The 16,637-nt window shown below is 40.1% G+C and carries 13 protein-coding genes; 10 read left to right on the forward strand and 3 right to left on the reverse strand.

Annotated features, from left to right (window positions below; all coding sequences use genetic code 11):
• Positions 1–10: 10 nt before the first annotated feature.
• From Q0X72_RS06725 to folP, 3 genes are read right to left on the reverse strand one after another with little or no spacing between them, the layout of a single operon-like run.
• Positions 11–787, reverse strand: a complete 777-nt coding sequence (locus tag Q0X72_RS06725) for a DUF3667 domain-containing protein (protein WP_297763195.1) — start codon at positions 785–787, stop codon at positions 11–13.
• Positions 788–1,573, reverse strand: coding sequence for a diadenylate cyclase CdaA (gene cdaA / locus Q0X72_RS06730; protein ID WP_297763198.1), 786 nt, complete (start codon positions 1,571–1,573; stop codon positions 788–790).
• Positions 1,574–1,616: 43 nt separating this feature from the next.
• The gene (gene folP / locus Q0X72_RS06735; protein WP_297763222.1) at positions 1,617–2,450 is read right to left on the reverse strand and encodes a dihydropteroate synthase; all 834 of its coding nucleotides are present in this window, start codon (positions 2,448–2,450) and stop codon (positions 1,617–1,619) included.
• A gap of 109 nt (positions 2,451–2,559) precedes the next feature.
• On the opposite strand from folP, the gene Q0X72_RS06740 reads away from it, so the two are divergent.
• The 10 genes from Q0X72_RS06740 to Q0X72_RS06785 form a co-directional block, all read left to right on the forward strand.
• On the forward strand, positions 2,560–3,105 hold the full coding sequence (locus Q0X72_RS06740; RefSeq protein WP_297763201.1) for a DUF1599 domain-containing protein: 546 nt from the start codon (positions 2,560–2,562) through the stop codon (positions 3,103–3,105).
• Positions 3,106–3,122: 17 nt separating this feature from the next.
• Positions 3,123–4,223 carry a BT_3928 family protein gene (locus Q0X72_RS06745; protein ID WP_297763202.1) on the forward strand — a complete coding sequence of 367 codons (1,101 nt, stop codon included), beginning with the start codon at positions 3,123–3,125 and terminating at the stop codon, positions 4,221–4,223.
• Between the two features lie 20 nt (positions 4,224–4,243).
• Entirely contained in the window at positions 4,244–4,993 is a 750-nt protein-coding gene (tpiA, locus tag Q0X72_RS06750) for a triose-phosphate isomerase (RefSeq protein WP_297763203.1), read from the forward strand.
• A 5-nt stretch (positions 4,994–4,998) separates the two neighbouring features.
• On the forward strand, positions 4,999–5,835 hold the full coding sequence (prmA, locus tag Q0X72_RS06755) for a 50S ribosomal protein L11 methyltransferase (protein WP_297763206.1): 837 nt from the start codon (positions 4,999–5,001) through the stop codon (positions 5,833–5,835).
• Positions 5,836–5,949: 114 nt separating this feature from the next.
• On the forward strand, positions 5,950–6,225 hold the full coding sequence (locus Q0X72_RS06760) for an ATP-dependent Clp protease adaptor ClpS (protein WP_297763208.1): 276 nt from the start codon (positions 5,950–5,952) through the stop codon (positions 6,223–6,225).
• A gap of 72 nt (positions 6,226–6,297) precedes the next feature.
• Positions 6,298–9,105, forward strand: a complete 2,808-nt coding sequence (locus tag Q0X72_RS06765; protein ID WP_297763210.1) for a triple tyrosine motif-containing protein — start codon at positions 6,298–6,300, stop codon at positions 9,103–9,105.
• Positions 9,106–9,461: 356 nt separating this feature from the next.
• A complete protein-coding gene (locus tag Q0X72_RS06770) occupies positions 9,462–12,635 on the forward strand; it encodes a glycoside hydrolase family 2 TIM barrel-domain containing protein (protein ID WP_297763212.1) in 3,174 nt (1,057 codons plus the stop codon).
• An 11-nt stretch (positions 12,636–12,646) separates the two neighbouring features.
• Positions 12,647–14,041, forward strand: coding sequence for a hypothetical protein (locus tag Q0X72_RS06775; protein WP_297763214.1), 1,395 nt, complete (start codon positions 12,647–12,649; stop codon positions 14,039–14,041).
• A 48-nt stretch (positions 14,042–14,089) separates the two neighbouring features.
• Positions 14,090–14,971 carry a glycoside hydrolase family 16 protein gene (locus Q0X72_RS06780; RefSeq protein ID WP_297763216.1) on the forward strand — a complete coding sequence of 294 codons (882 nt, stop codon included), beginning with the start codon at positions 14,090–14,092 and terminating at the stop codon, positions 14,969–14,971.
• Between the two features lie 13 nt (positions 14,972–14,984).
• Positions 14,985–16,637: PKD domain-containing protein (locus Q0X72_RS06785; protein ID WP_297763219.1), on the forward strand; the 1,653-nt coding region annotated here is incomplete at its 3' end.

Raw genomic sequence — 16,637 nt, forward strand, 5'->3', positions numbered from 1 at the left:
ATGAACACACTTACTTTTGGGGCATAAAGTCTTGTAGCTCGAAAGTTCCGGTAAGAAACATTACGATATAGAACACTATTACGATCCCAAAATATCCCAGGATAGCCAGTAAGAAAAAAACAAAAGATCTTAGGATCATTGCGCCGGTTGTGAATCTATGAATGCGCTGCATGACAAAAATGCAATAGAGGATCATAATAAAGAGAAGCGGAAAACTTAAGGACATATATGCCGAAGGTTCAGCTAATAAAGTGATTAATGAAATGGGAAAAATAACAATGCTCCATTGAGCCATAATGTATATATAGGCTATCATATACTCAGACAGCAAGTAGTCCTTTCGGTTAAAAGTTAAATACCCGGCAAATGCAAAAACGGGGATATATAAAATAAATAATAAGGAAGAGTAGTCAAATACCGTATCAAATAGTTTACTAGATGTTTCTTTAGACAATTGGCCCCCATAGGCATTGAACATGTCTGAAGTAAGTACTTTTTGCATGATAAAAATGAGGAGACCCGAAAGCGTCAGGGCAATTCCTAAATGGCTAATAGGGTTTAAGAACTTTCTACGCACACCCTGTATATAGGAGTCGATGACCACCTCAGGCCGAACACATAATTGCACTACTGTTTTTATAAAGGTATTGTCCAGATTAAAATACCGTTCTGTTATATCGTATGTTAAGTTTTTAAAGGTAAGTCTGTGATGAACCACTTTGGCGCCACAGCTAGGGCAATAATTAAAGTCGGTTCTTTGAGGAGTTTGGCAATTCTTGCAATTCATCTACTGAAGGTCCTTTTTTAATAGTGATTCTAATTCCTTGAAATCCTTATACATAGTGAACTCACCATTTTTAATGTAGGAAATAGTTCCGGTTTCTTCGCTGATTACCAGGGCAAGGGCATCTGTTTTTTCTGTGATCCCAATGGCAGCTCTGTGCCTCAGGCCAAATCGAAGCGGTATGTTTCGTTCCTGTGATAGAGGCAAAATAACTCTGGTGGCAATGATTCGGTTCCCTCTGATGATAACTGCCCCATCGTGTAGCGGGCTATTCTTAAAGAAAATACTCTCCAAAATAGGGAGATTCAGTTCTGCATTCATCCTGTCTCCGGACGACTTAATAAAATCGAGTGAATTACTACGTTCAATGACCAGAATGGCTCCGGTTCTGCTTTTTGACATTTTTTCGCAGGCTTCCAGGACCACAGAAACCTTTAGATCCGGGATGATCCCATCTTGTTTTAAAAAATTGAAACGTTTTACAAAATTGCGCTTGTTAGACAGATTGGTGGAGCCAATCATTAGCAGGAATTTTCGAATTTCCTGTTGAAAGACCACGATCAACGCTATAAGTCCAACCTGCATAAAACCTCCAACAACGCTACTGATCATTTTCATTTCCAGTAACTGAGTAAGTTTCCAAAAGGCCCATACAAAAACGATCCCCAAAAAGATGTTGACTGCTGCGGTACCACGGACCAATTTATAAATGTAATAGAGAAGTATAGCGACAAGAAGGATGTCTATGAGATCTGTAATTTTGAAATCCAGGAAATTTAGAAAGTCCAATCTGGTCGTTTTTGTAAAATTAGAAAAAATAGTCTACATAAGACTATTCTGCATGTGTGCTTAATTTTTCAAAAAGGGCCACACATTCTACCGCTTCTTTTACATCGTGAACCCTGAGTATATTGGCACCTTTTTCCAGGGCTACCATATGTAAAGCCGTGGTGCCATTCAGTGCTTCCTCCGGTGTCTTCCCCAACACCTTATAGATCATAGACTTTCTGCTAAGTCCGGCCAGCAAAGGCACTTCAAATGTCTGAAACAAAGAGAACTTTTGGAGTATTTCATAATTTTGAGCTATGTTCTTTGCGAAACCAAAACCCGGGTCAATAACAATATCATGAATACCCAGTGCTCTGGCAGCTGCTATTTTTTCCGAAAAGTAAAAGCAAATATCTTCTATTAGGTCGTCATAATTATTTAGATCTTTCATGGTCTGGGGTGTTCCCTTCATATGCATCATGATGTACGGCACCTTCATTTTAGAGACTGTTTTCATCATTTGTGGATCTAAAACACCGGCAGAGATATCATTGATCATGGCAGCTCCGTGTTCTATGCACTGCTTAGCAACCTCACTTCTAAAAGTATCGATACTGAGAACGATGTCCGGGAAATGTTCCACTAATAAAGACACCACCGGGGTAATCCTTTTTAATTCTTCGTCAACTGAAATGTCATCTGCTCCGGGACGTGAACTATAGGCCCCAACATCAATAAAAGTAGCGCCCTCTGCCAGCATTTGTTCGGTCTGAGTTAGGATACTTTTTTCGTCCTTGTATTTACCTCCATCGTAAAAGGAATCGGGGGTAAGGTTTAAGACACCCATTACTTTGGGTTGCTGCAGATCAATAAGACTTCCTTTGCAATTTAACGTCATCATATAAGAACAGGCGTTATCTGCCAGAATTCATTTTGCTGATTTAGATTAAACTCCGACCTTTGAGGCCGACAGTATTTCGTACGAAATGTACGCAAATTAGAAGAATATGCAGCAAACTTCAGAACAATACGATGCCATCATACTGCGGTGTAGGGAATTGTTCGTAAAAAAAATGAAGGATTACGGCAGTGCCTGGCGAATCCTCAGACTCCCCTCGCTTACAGATCAGATCTTTATTAAAGCACAACGTATACGCAGTTTACAACAAAATGACGTTCGTAAAGTGGATGAGGACGAAAAGTCAGAATTCATTGGCATCATCAATTATTCTATCATGGCACTTATTCAAATAGAAAAAGGGGTGGTAGAACAACCAGATCTTAACACAAAACAGGCAAGTGTTCTATTTGATCAGTATGCTGAGGCCACCAAAAGCCTTATGGAAGATAAAAACCATGACTATGGGGAAGCCTGGCGGGAGATGAGAGTAAGTTCTTTGACAGACCTGATCCTTCAAAAATTACTACGAGTTAAACAGATAGAGGATAATAAAGGGGTGACCCTGGTAAGCGAAGGAATTAGTGCTAACTACCAGGATATCATTAATTATGCAGTTTTTGCAATGATCCATCTGGAAGAAGAAAACTCCTGACCCCAATATCGAAACCTATGAAGATCATTGTAACCATATCGAGAATATTTGTCGGGATCCTTTTTATTATCTCGGGTCTAATTAAGTTGAACGACCCGGTAGGGTTTTCCTTTAAACTGGAAGAGTATTTTAGTCCCGGAGTACTAGACCTGGGATTCTTAATGCCTTACGCCCTGGCACTGGCCATATTTCTTGTTATCCTGGAGGTATTGCTTGGGGTATTACTCTTGTTGGGTTACCAGCGAAAGATCACCATCTGGAGCTTATTGGCCATGATAGTATTCTTTACTTTCCTTACCTTTTATTCTGCCTATTTCAATAAGGTCACAGATTGTGGTTGTTTTGGAGATGCGGTAAAACTTACTCCATGGGAATCCTTTACCAAGGATGTGGTATTGCTGATCTTTATTATTATCCTCTTGCTTGGGAAGCGATTCATAAAACCTCTCTTTAGACCGCGAACATCGAGGATCGTAATGGTAATTTCACTATTTATTTGCGGGCTCTTTGTTAATTATGTGATCAACCATTTACCCTGGATCGATTTCAGGCCCTATAAAATAGGAGCAAGTATTCCGGATGGCATGACCGTACCTGCAGATGCTCCCAAAGCCATTTTTGAATACGCCTGGACGTTTGACGTCCAAGGAGAAGAGACAACCATTGTAACCATTGGAGAGTACCCAACCGTGGACGGAACTTTTCTTGAAGTAGAGACCACAGAGATCCAAAAAGGATACGAGCCACCTATACACGATTTTACCATTGAACAAAATGGAGAAGACTTCTCTGAGACTTTGCTGCAGGAAGAAGATCTTGTGATGGTCATTGCATATGACCTCGCCAAGAGCAATTTTGAGGTGTACAATGAGCTCAAAAAGGCAACTGATAGGGCCATCGCACAGGGTTTTAAGGTGATCGGAATGTCTGCATCCAATGAGGAATGGAGTTCTAAAGCGATCAATGAATTTAAGCTCAATTTCCCTTTTTATTTTACGGACGAGACCACGCTAAAAACTATTGTAAGGTCTAATCCGGGGGTACTGGTGCTAAAAAAGGGTATCATTATTCAAAAAGTCCACTATAACGATATGGACGAACTCACATTTAATAATTGACCATTAATAAAGTAAACAAGATGAGAAACAAAATAGTTGCAGGAAACTGGAAGATGAATAATAATAGCAGTGAAACTGCAGAACTACTTACCCAACTAATAAGCAAGATTCCGGAAACAACGGCTGAGGTGATGGTAGCTCCTACATTTGTAAATTTGGCACAGGCGGTAAAGCAGTTGTCAACATCATCAATGGAGGTGGTTGCCCAGAATATGCATTTCGCGGAAAATGGAGCATATACCGGTGAAATTTCTGCCAATATGTTGCAGTCTATTGGTATTAAAACCGTGATCCTTGGACATTCTGAACGCAGAGCTTACTTTGGAGAAGACGATGCCCTTTTGGCCAAAAAAGTAGATGCGGCCCTGAAAGCAAATATGCGTGTGATCTTCTGTTTCGGAGAAGAATTACAAGACAGAAAAAGCGACAATCATTTTAAGGTAGTTGAAACTCAATTAAAAAACGGACTTTTCCACATAGACAAAGGGCAATGGAAACAAATAGTACTTGCATATGAACCAGTCTGGGCTATAGGAACCGGAGAAACCGCTTCTCCTGAACAAGCTCAGGAAATGCATGCTTTTATTCGCAAAACCATTGCCGGGGCCTATGATCAGGAAACTGCCGAAATGGTGACCATTCTGTACGGTGGGAGTGTAAAGCCGGGCAATGCCAACGAGATCTTCTCAAAGCCAGACGTGGATGGCGGACTCATAGGAGGTGCTGCCCTGGCTGCCGATGATTTTGCAGCCATTGTTGCCGCAATTTAATTGGAATGAGTCATTTTTATATTGAATGCAGCTTTGAGGTTACACCAAAAATACCAGGAACTGACATCTTATTAGCGCAATTGAGCGAACACCCTTTCGAAAGTTTTGAAGAAACCGAAAAGGGTCTTAATGGGTATATAAGAAAGGAAGATTGGGATAAAGGACTGCTGGAGGATGTTAGCATCCTAAAAGATCCTTCCTTTCAGATCAAAAAACAGATCAGGGAAATACCCCCGGAAAACTGGAATAAAAAATGGGAAACACATTTCGACCCTATAGAGATAGGTTCAAAATGCATGGTTAGAGCCCCATTTCACAAGAAGAAAAAGGTGCAATACGATATCGTCATTGAACCAAAAATGAGTTTTGGAACGGGCCATCATGAAACAACTTATATGATGCTGCAATTCCTGTTAGACATGGAATTAAAAGAGAAGACGGTCCTAGATATGGGCTGTGGGACGGCGGTTCTGGCCATACTGGCGGCCATGAAAGGGGCCTATTCTGTAGATGGAATAGATATAGACCACTGGAGCTATCTCAATGCCATAGAAAATGCTGAACGCAATGGACAGGGAGATATAACCATTCTGGAGGGTGATGCGAGGGTAATTCCAGAGAAAAAGTACGATTGCATCCTGGCTAATATCAACAGGAATATTTTACTGGAAGATATCGGGATCTATTCAGATCATTTGGAGGCAAAAGGATGCTTGCTTCTCAGCGGATTTTATCTGGAAGATGAGCCCACTATAAAAGCAGCATGTAAAAAGGCTGGACTTTCATTCAACAAAAAAGTAACTAGAAATACCTGGGTTGCCGCCCAGTTTTTTAAAAACTAGCTCCTTAAAAGCAAGGAATAGGAGCAATATTGAATCTGATTATACGCAATTTTTCAAAAACGTCTTTAGAATTGGTAGTCGGAAAAATTAGTATATTAGTGCAAATTCTTCGCTATGGGATCTAAAGAAAAATATTCGGAAGAACTGTTACTTGAGAAAGTAACGGTAAAACAACACGAAATCGTACTGTTTAATGATGATGTAAATACCTTTGATCATGTGATCGATACCCTTATCAGTGTGTGCGACCATACTCCCGAACAGGCAGAGCAATGCTCGCTTATTGTGCATTACAATGGCAAATGCACGGTAAAAACCGGTGAATATGTAGATTTAAAACCACGTTGCAGCAAATTACTTCAGGCAGGTTTAAGTGCTGAGTTGGTCTGAGAGAACAATTCTTGTTATTAATTCCTTTGCAGAAGTAAAAGGAAATAGATCAACTGATAAAATCATATCTTCTTGAGGGTCATAGTCTTATTACTCGGATTTTTTCTTAGCCTTCCTTCAATTGCTCAGGGTCTTCCCCCCATCCAAAATTATGCCCCGGTAGATTACAAAGCCGAGAATCAGAACTGGGCCATATCTCAAACTTCAGATAAAATTATCTACGTAGCCAATAGCAAAGGGCTGCTTGAATACAATGGAGCTCAGTGGACGCTCTATCAATCGCCTAACGAAAGTGTTATGCGATCTGTTAAGGTTATAGACGAGAAGATCTATACCGGTAGCTACATGGAGTTTGGGTTTTGGGAGAAAAATAATCTGGGGATACTTAGATACATCTCCTTATCTGAAAATATCAAGGAAATGTTTATTCCGGATGAAGAGTTCTGGAATATACTGGATATAGACAATTACATAGTTTTTCAGTCACTCAAACGAATATACATTTATGATCTACAGGAAGATTCGTTCAATATTATTGAATCAGAAACTTCATTACCTAAAATATTTAATCTGGATCAGGGCCTTTATTTTCAGAGATTAAATAAAGGGATCTATAAAATTGAGAGTGGGAAGGACGTTCTATTCCTGGATGATGAAATAGTTAGGAATGATGAGGTCATCAATATTTTTCAAAGTAAAGAAGAGTTATTATTTCTAACTCGCCACAACGGAATATTTAAGTTAAATGGCTCATCCTTGGAAGAATGGAATACTAATACAAACAAATTGCTATCTACAGTAAGTGTTTACAGTGGCATACAATTAAAGGACAAAAATTTTGCAATAGGTACAATTTCCGAGGGTTTAATTCAGCTCGATGAATCTGGTGATCTTTTGTTCTATATAGATCAAATTAAGGGTTTAAGAAACAATACGGTTCTTTCACTTTTTGAGGATCTTGACGGTAACTTATGGTTGGGTCTGGATAATGGGATCAGTTATATAAATCTTTCATCACCATTTAAGGTTTATGTTGATAACAGGGGAGTAGCGGGGAGTGTGTACGCCTCAGAAATATTCAATAATATTCTTTATTTGGGTACTAATCAGGGTCTTTTCTACAAGGAGACCAACAGCTATCAAAACTTTAGATTAATCGATGGTACCCAGGGTCAGGTTTGGTCGTTGAAAAAAATAGGCAACAGCCTTTTCTGTGGGCATCACAAAGGAACTTTTGTCATAGAAGAAGACAAAGCCAAAATAATTACAGATGTTGCCGGTACCTGGAAAATAGAAGCATTAGATGAACACCCTGATTTAATTCTACAAGGAAATTATGACGGCCTGTATATTTTGGAAAAATCAGGGAATCAATGGCGACTCAGAAATAAGATCAGAGGCTTTGATATCTCGTCCAGATATTTTGAATCATATAAGAACCAGATCTTCGTAAATCATGAATACAAGGGCATTTTTAAGGTTCAGGTAGATAGTGCCATTTCTGAGGCTTTAAGTGTAAGCCTAGATACTGTATTGCGAGGCTCAAATTCCGGATTGGTGAAATACAAGGAAGATCTGTATTTCGCATATAAAAAGGGAGTTTATAAATATGATAGAACATCTGAGCAATTTACCAGAGACAGCATAATTAGTGGGGTAGTTACCGAAGACGACTATGTTTCCGGTAAGATGATAGTGGATGCTGAGAACAAATATCTTTGGGTTTTTAGTAAAACCAGGATCAGTTTAATTTCTGAAGGATCCTTAACCAGAGTACCGTTAGTTAGGTCTATTCCGCTGGCTGAAAACGTAAGAAGCGGTGTAGTAGGTTATGAAAGTGTTTCTCAACTAGGGAGCAATGAGGAGTATTTAATTGGCACCAGTACCGGGTTTATCAGCGTAGACATTCAAAAAATTACTGAATCAGTATTTGAAGTATATATTGGAAGTATCAGTAACGCAACTAAAAATGATGATAAAAACACTTTCAACCTGCTGGATAAAAATATTGAAGGCGAATTTAAAAGTGATGAGAACTATCTGGATTTTGAATATCACTCTCCGGTTTATAGCAAGTATTTAAAACCTAGATATCAATATCAGCTTTTAGGGATCTATGGTGATTGGAGCGAATGGTCTGAAGAGTCAATAGTGCGATTTGAAAACCTGCCTGCAGGGAACTATACTTTTAAGGTAAGGGCCAGAGTGGGGGATGATATTTCAAGTAATATAGCTACCTACTCATTCAAAATAAGCAGACCATGGTATTTGTCCAATGGAATGATTATTCTTTACCTAATAGCCATGTTTATTGCTTCTGTAGCTGTTCATAAAGCCTATAAGAGACACTACCATAAGCGGCAAGAAAAATTAATAGAGAAGAACAAACGCGAAATGGCACTTGCTAAAGCCCGGAATGAAAAAGAGATCGTTAAAATTAAGAATGAGCAACTGAAAGAACAATTCCAAAGTAAGAGTAACGAATTGGCTGCCTCTACCTTAAGCATCATAAAAAAGAATGAATTATTAGATAAGGTTAAGGATCAGCTTATTTCTAGTGCAGATGATAAAGAAACAATAAAGCCAATAATTAACATCATTGAAAAAAGCCTAAAACAGAACGATGATTGGGAAATGTTTAAAGAGGCCTTTGACAATGCCGACAGGAAGTTTTTAAAGAACCTGAAAAAGGCACATCCAAATTTATCACCCAATGATATTAAATTGTGTGCCTATCTCCGTCTAAATTTATCATCAAAGGAAATTGCGCCATTATTAAATATATCGGCTCGAAGCATTGAGATAAAACGATACAGACTCCGCAAGAAGATGAACTTATCGCACGATGATAACCTGGTTAACTACATCCTAACCCTTTAGGCACCTTTACATTTCTCACCCATTACCTCAACAATACCTATACATTCTTCTTTTTTTACAAATAAGTAGGAATATTCTGATATAGCTTCAAACGCAATGAAATCGGGGCTATTTTGCCAAGTTCACATAAAAAAAGGCATAATATTACCATGTATACTTTTTGTACAGGTAGATTTTAAGGATTTAATAATTTATTGGGATAAGTTTAACGGTTGGTAAAATGGGATAGTAGCCAATTTATTTTTTTGGCATATGATCACAAATAAATTACTCAGTCATAGTATTATTGGCCAGAATTATTTGGCTCGCTAAAAACTTCCTCTTTACCTAAACATCAATTTAAACTAAACAGCACTATGAAGAATTATCTACTGCGATCGCTACTATTTTTATTTACGTTGGGTGTATATGCCCAGGCAGATCAGGTAACCGTCGTTAATACAGAGGATGGGATGAAATTGGTTGTCAACGGCGAAGATTTCATGATCAATGGTATGAATTGGGACTATATCCCAATTGGGACAAATACCGTAAATGCTGAATTCTGGAAAAAACCGGATGATATTATCAAGGCTGGTCTAGATACCGAGATGTCGCTATTAAAGAACATGAATGTAAATGTTATTCGTCAGTATACAGGTGTTCCTGCGCGATGGATAAAGTACATCTATGAGAACTATGGAATTTACACCATGCTGAATCATTCTTTTGGAAGATATGGTTTAACGCTAGATGGGGTCTGGACCCCAGTTACAGAATATTCAGATCCTAAAACTCAGGAATTCCTGATGTCTGAGGTAGAGAACCTTGTTAGGGATTATAAGAATACTCCCGGACTGCTGTTGTATTTACTTGGTAATGAGAATAACTATGGACTATTCTGGCAAGGTGCAGAGACAGAGGATTTTCCGGATGATGAAGGGAGAATCGAGTTTATAGGGGAAAAACGAGGAAGACCCATGTATAAACTCATGAATGATGCAGCTGTCTTAATGAAATCTATGGATGCATCTCACCCGGTTGCTATTTGTAACGGGGATGTCCTCTTTCTTGATATCGTAGCCGAGGAATGTAAAGATGTTGATATATATGGAACCAACGTGTATAGAGGATTGTCTTTCGGAGACATGTTTGATGTGGTCAAAGAGAAACTCAACAAGCCTCTTATGTTTACAGAGTTTGGTGCTGACGCTTTTAATGCGATCGAAAATGCAGAAGATCAGAAAGCCCAGGCTTATTATATGGTTGGTAACTGGAAAGAGATCTATGAAAATGCCGCGGGCTTAGGAAAAGCGGAAAACTCCATCGGAGGTTTTACCTTCCAATTTAGTGATGGTTGGTGGAAATACGGTTTTGACGATCGTGAAAATGCCGATGTACATGACAATAACGCATCCTGGGCCAATGGCGGATATGCGATAGACCTCGCCCCGGGTGAAAATAATATGAATGAGGAATGGTTCGGTATTTGTGCCAAAGGCCAAACCAATCCAAGGGGACTTTATGACCTATATCCAAGAGCCGCCTATTATGCCTTAAAGGAAGCGCATCAATTAAACCCTTATGCCGAAGGTGTTACACAAGATTTTGTTCAAAATCATTTTAAGAACATTGAAATCATGGATGCGGTACTCAAGGCCAGGGGAGATAAAGCGGCTTTGGTTGGAGAGCAAAGTAATATGTTGAGAATAAGTAAAATGGAGGCAAGGTTTACCACCTACAATACCGGAGGCAACCTCATCACAACGCCTCAAAATAGAGACCCCGAAGAAACAGTATATCCGGACCAACTCGGTTACGATCATATGCAGTCGTATTTTATTGGGGTGGAAGGAAACCCTGCTCCAAATATGAGAGCAAATGTAAATGTCAATATACTGGGGAATGTAGCTCAAAATCCTATAGATGAGATTTTTTATGAAAACAGGGGTCGCCCCATTGTTGTAAACACAGACGAAGGAAATGTAGTTCTGAATGACGTTAACCGTATACAGATATACAATGCCTCCTATGAATGGAAAACAAAGGAATTCGACATAAGAGGATTTTACAGAACCGGTCATTACCATTGGGGATATGAAGGCGACTTCTTTGGCCTATATCCAGAGGCTAATTACGGCCCAAACCTCGACATCTATAATGGTGAGATCAGTGGTTTTGAAGTTGATGGGAAGCGAGTTTTGAAAGGTTTAAAAGCGGCCTTTGGACCACAGCTTTGGTGGGGAGCTAACCCCGCATTACTTCTAAAATATAGCCGAACTATTGGGAAGTTACATGTTACTGGTGTCTTCCACGAGGATATAGACAATTTTGGCACCATCGTTTCTTCTTTGGCAGTTCCGATGCCAAGAACAAGAAGAGCTACCCTTCATATAGAAAGAGAATTTGGAGATGTGGGGATTGAAGTAGGTGGCATTTGGGGGGGACAACCATTAAATGGCCGGGTATTCCAAATATCAGAAGACAATCCGAATTACGATCCTGATAACCCGGGAGCCGATTCAAAATACATCATTTATACGGACCAGGTAAACGAAAAGGATAATTGGGGCGCCAAGGCAAAGATCACCTACGCCGGTGGGCGATTTAATTGGTATGCCCAGGGAGCTGCTATGGGCTTGGTTGCCAATGGTGGAGCAGATTACACTAAAACATTTACCGGCGGGAAACTAAAAGATAGTGGTAGCGGAAACCAAACAAACTTCCTTACAGGATTTACATACAGTTTTGGCAACGTTCAAATAGCACCAAACTTTTTATGGCAGAAACCTATTGTTGAGGCCATGCCTAATGATGTGCAAGGACCAGGAAGACTGAGGAATATCCTGGACGATCCTTTTGTAGTAAGGGCTAACCGTGAGACGGTGGCAGGGGAACTTCTACTAACCTGGGACCCCACGCCAGGCACCTGGATGTACGAATGGGACAATGACCGCGCAGAGGATGCGAAGTTAGCAGCAAGTGTTGGCTTTGTTTATAGACATCACCCTACAACGATGGATGCGGCTATTGGATTTTTAGGAAATCGTACCTTGTTTGCCTTTCCTAATTCCGTTCCTGCCCAGGATTTATGGGAAACTCACGCCAGGATCGTATCTAAAGTTAGTTCCGAATTAGGGATAATTGCTAACATTTATTTTGGGAATGCCCAGGCAAATGGTAGTGACGAACGACTTATAGAACGTTTTGGTGGTGATATCAGAATGCTCTATAAAAATATAAAAGTGCAGCATGCATGGAAAGTAAACGACTGGGGCCCCTTTGATTATCATAGGGATTTTAACCTTACCTACCCCGTGCAATTAATGTTGGATATATCCACCACACTTGGAAAGCCAGATTGGTTTATTCTGCCAAGCACTCAGGTAGGAATACGGGGCACTTGGAGAAGTATGAACGAATTCTCACCTCGTTATTCACCTAATAATGCTCTGGAGTTTGCGGAATCACCTATCATAAGTCCGGTTGGATTTGGAAATGGCAACGAATGGGAAATTAGAACATACATACATATCAATATTGGTAAATAAAAATAAAAACCATGAAAAACAGAAAATTTATTTATCTACATAGCACGTTTCTTTTGAGCTTACTTCTCATCCTTGTTTCCGGATGTGAAAGAGAGGTCTCTGATGAGGTCGATTTTGCCTCTTTCCAAACAAATCCTGAGGTTTTTATTGATGGCTTTAGCGGAGGCTTAGAATACCTGCCCTTTGGAGGATCAAAACTAGATGCATTCTCCGTGGATGAAGAAGTGAAATATAAAGGTACATCTTCCATGAGGTTTGATGTCCCGAATTTTGGGGATCCCGAAGCCACCTTAGGCTTTGCAGGGGCCATATTCCCGGATTACGGTGGTCGCGACCTTTCTGGTTATGATGCGCTTACATTTTGGGCTAAAGCCAGTAAAGCGGCTTCTATTGATCAGATTGGTTTTGGTAGCGATTTCGGGGAGAGCCAATTCCGGGATATCCAGGACAAATACCTTGTAACCAAACAAAATTTGCGGATAAGCACTGGCTGGGCCAAATATGTAATCCCCATTCCAGATGCCAGTAAATTAATCAATGAAAGTGGTATGTTCTGGTATGCAGAAGGCCCTGAAGATGGTGATGGATACACTTTTTGGATCGATGAATTAAAGTTTGAAAAACTGGGCACGGTAGCCCAACCCAGGCCGGCTATATTTGGAGGTGAGGATTTGGAAGCGGAAGCTTTTATCAATATACAAGGGCAGATTCCTCAGGAGGGACTTACCCAAACTTTTAATCTGGCTTCAGGGGTTAATGAAACGGTTTTCGCAGCACCTTCTTATTTTACATTTAACTCTTCAGATGTAGACGTAGTTAGGGTAAGTGAGTTGGGTGTTCTTACGCCGGTTGGTATAGGTACCACAACCATTACGGCAACCCTGGGTGGGGTTAAAGCGCAGGGTTCTGCTGCTCTGGAAGTAAAGGGAGGTTTTAATTTAGCTCCGGTGCCTACACGTAACGAAGAAAATGTTATTTCTATTTTTAGTGATGCCTACACCAATGTCCCGGTAGATAATTATAATGGATTTTTTGGTGGACAAACTACTACCGGTACAAACCCCACAATAGATGCTTCGGGAATGACATTTTTACATGTGGATATCCGAACAGAGGAATCCATAGACTCAGGAGATTCTATCGTAATTGAATTGATCGATTTTGGAGCAGATAGTGCATTTGGTGGAGGTAATGACACTGGTGGTGGTATTACAATATCCAGTGGAGATTTGGAAAGCGGAACCTGGATAAGCTTAGATATTCCTTTGGCAAGCTTTACAAATAATACTGGTGGGGGCTTAAGTGGATTCGTAAATGGTGCCAGAGCCAATGTGGCACAATTAGTTTTTGCCTCAGGGGGTATTTCAACCTTAACAGTTGATAATATGTACTTCTATACGGAGTAATCCAGAATTTAAATAAAAAAAAGAATGAATCAGATAAATCAAGTACAAATGAAAGAGAAAATGATACCACAACGGTATTTAAACCGAACTGGGGGAACTCTATCCATTATGAACAAGCTAGTGTTGGCCGGCATACTGCTGTTAAGTTTTAGCTGTGCGGTAGATAATGAGCAAACCGTTACAAATTTTACCCAATTAACTATGCAGGATGAATTTGATACGGATGGTGCACCAGACGGTTCTATTTGGGGATATGACATCGGTAATGGTCCAAACGGAGATGGATGGGGAAATCAAGAATTGCAATATTATACAGATAGGCCGGAAAATGTGACTATAAATAATGGAGTGATGATCATCACCGCCCAGGAAGAGTCATTTCAAGGTTCGGGCTATACTTCGGCAAGACTATTAACCAAGGACAAGTTCTCGCAAACTTACGGCCGTTTTGAAGCCCGTATAAGGGTGCCTTATGGGCAAGGGATATGGCCGGCATTTTGGATGCTGGGAGTACAAGATAGTCCAACTGAGATCTGGCCGTTTATCGGTGAGATCGATATAATGGAAATGAGAGGACAAGATCCTACAAAATTAATAGGAAGCTTACATGGCCCCGGATATTCTGGTGGCGAGGCAATTTCCAAAGAATACCTCTTACAAAATGAACGCTTAGACACTGGATTCCATGTCTATGGGATAGAATGGGGACCAGATTATGTAAACCATTATATAGATGATGTTTTATACAATCAGATCACTCCGGAGGATCTTCCTGAGGGTGCAGACTGGGTTTTTGATAATGACTTTTATATCCTCATAAATTTAGCAGTAGGCGGGTCCTTTGTAGGCTCACCCAATGCAGAAACAGTATTTCCACAGACCATGTTGGTCGACTATGTGAGGGTATATAAATATAACGGACTAAACTAACAAAGAAAAAACTATGAAACAATTACTCAAAAAAGCTAAGTACATTTTTGTTTTTGTATTGGCGGTATCCTATTTAGGATGTGAAGACATTGAAAATTTATTCCCGGATGTTGTATCTGCATTTACGTACACGGTAAATGAAGATACCGGAACGGTAACATTTATAAACATATCGGAAGATGCAAACACCTATTTGTGGAATTTCGGTGATGGTACTACATCTATCGAAATAAATCCGGTAAAGTCTTATGCAGATTCTGGTACCTATACGGTTACGCTCAAGGCCCTGAATGAGGCAGGAGCATCAGATACTACGGAAGACGAAATAACAATCCTTCTTGTAACACCTTCAACGTGTACAGAAGAAACCGCACAGTCACTCGGCGGGGCCGACTTCAATCTAACCTTCCAGACAGATCCTGGGAGTGCTATTGTAGCTGATGGTGCAGCATATACGTTTATAGACAATCCTGATCCTAACGGAATTAATACTTCTTGTAAGGTTGGAGAAATCGTAAGGGATGCAGCTCTTCCTTTTGCAAATAATCAGATAGAGGTTGATTCGAAATTCGATTTTAATGCCAATGCCGGGTTTAAACTAAAAGTTTGGGCTCCAGCAGTAGGCACTAATGTGTTGCTAAAACTTGAGGACAAGGCAGATTCAGGAATCAATACAGAAGTAGCGGCCGTTACAACTACGGCAAATGCCTGGGAAGAACTCACCTTTGATTTTGATGCTTCAGCCAGTGGAACGTATGACAAGATCGTTTTGTTCTTTGATATAAATACCGATAGCGGAGCTACCTATTACATTGATGACTTTATGCTTTACGCTGGTAGCGGAACTTGTACAGCAGAGACTGCACAGTCGCTCGGCGGGGCAGACTTTAATCTAACCTTCCAGACAGATCCTGGAAGTGCTATTGTAGCCGATGGTGCTGCGTATACGTTTATAGACAATCCTGATCCTAATGGAATCAATACTTCCTGTAAGGTAGGAGAAATCGTAAGGGATGCAGCTCTTCCATTTGCAAATAATCAGATTGAGGTTGATTTAAAATTCGATTTTAATGCCAATTCAGGCTTTAAACTGAAAGTTTGGGCACCGGCCGTAGGTACTAACGTTCTGGTAAAGCTTGAAGACAAAACAAATGCTGGAGTCAATACAGAAGTAGGAGCCGTTACAACAACGGCGAATGCTTGGGAAGAACTCACCTTTGATTTTGATGCTTCTGCCAGTGGAACATATGATAAAATTGTGCTGTTCTTCGATATCAATACCGATAGTGGAGCTACGTATTATATTGATGACTTTATGCTTTACAGTGTAGGCGGTTGTACCGATACTGCCTTGGAATTACCTATAGATTTTGATTGCTCAACTATTACATACGATTTTGCAACGTTCAACGGAGCTTCGTACAGTGTAGTGGATAATCCAGATCTTTCTGGGGTGAATAATGTTGCTTCAAAAGTTGGAGAAATCGTAAACATAGGAGGTGCCTTTGAAGGAGGCGCGTTCACTCTTGATACTCCTGTAGATTTTACTACAGATAAGGATATCACTATGAAGTTTTATTCCACAGTAGCTGTACCGATTTTATTAAAATTTGAAGGTGCTGGTGCTCCAGTTGAAACAACGGCGAATCACGGAGGTACTGGTTGG

This window comes from uncultured Muriicola sp. (genome assembly GCF_947258935.1).
GTDB lineage: Bacteria > Bacteroidota > Bacteroidia > Flavobacteriales > Flavobacteriaceae > Muriicola.

Bases quoted from the DNA above. Each gene is read 5' to 3' on its own strand.
- Q0X72_RS06725 (WP_297763195.1), bottom strand. From the start codon at position 787: ATGAATTGCAAGAATTGCCAAACTCCTCAAAGAACCGACTTTAATTAT.
- folP (WP_297763222.1), bottom strand. From the start codon at position 2,450: ATGACGTTAAATTGCAAAGGAAGTCTTATTGATCTGCAGCAACCCAAA.
- Q0X72_RS06740 (WP_297763201.1), top strand. From the start codon at position 2,560: ATGCAGCAAACTTCAGAACAATACGATGCCATCATACTGCGGTGTAGG.
- Q0X72_RS06745 (WP_297763202.1), top strand. From the start codon at position 3,123: ATGAAGATCATTGTAACCATATCGAGAATATTTGTCGGGATCCTTTTT.
- tpiA (WP_297763203.1), top strand. From the start codon at position 4,244: ATGAGAAACAAAATAGTTGCAGGAAACTGGAAGATGAATAATAATAGC.
- prmA (WP_297763206.1), top strand. From the start codon at position 4,999: ATGAGTCATTTTTATATTGAATGCAGCTTTGAGGTTACACCAAAAATA.
- Q0X72_RS06760 (WP_297763208.1), top strand. From the start codon at position 5,950: ATGGGATCTAAAGAAAAATATTCGGAAGAACTGTTACTTGAGAAAGTA.
- Q0X72_RS06770 (WP_297763212.1), top strand. From the start codon at position 9,462: ATGAAGAATTATCTACTGCGATCGCTACTATTTTTATTTACGTTGGGT.
- Q0X72_RS06775 (WP_297763214.1), top strand. From the start codon at position 12,647: ATGAAAAACAGAAAATTTATTTATCTACATAGCACGTTTCTTTTGAGC.
- Q0X72_RS06780 (WP_297763216.1), top strand. From the start codon at position 14,090: ATGAAAGAGAAAATGATACCACAACGGTATTTAAACCGAACTGGGGGA.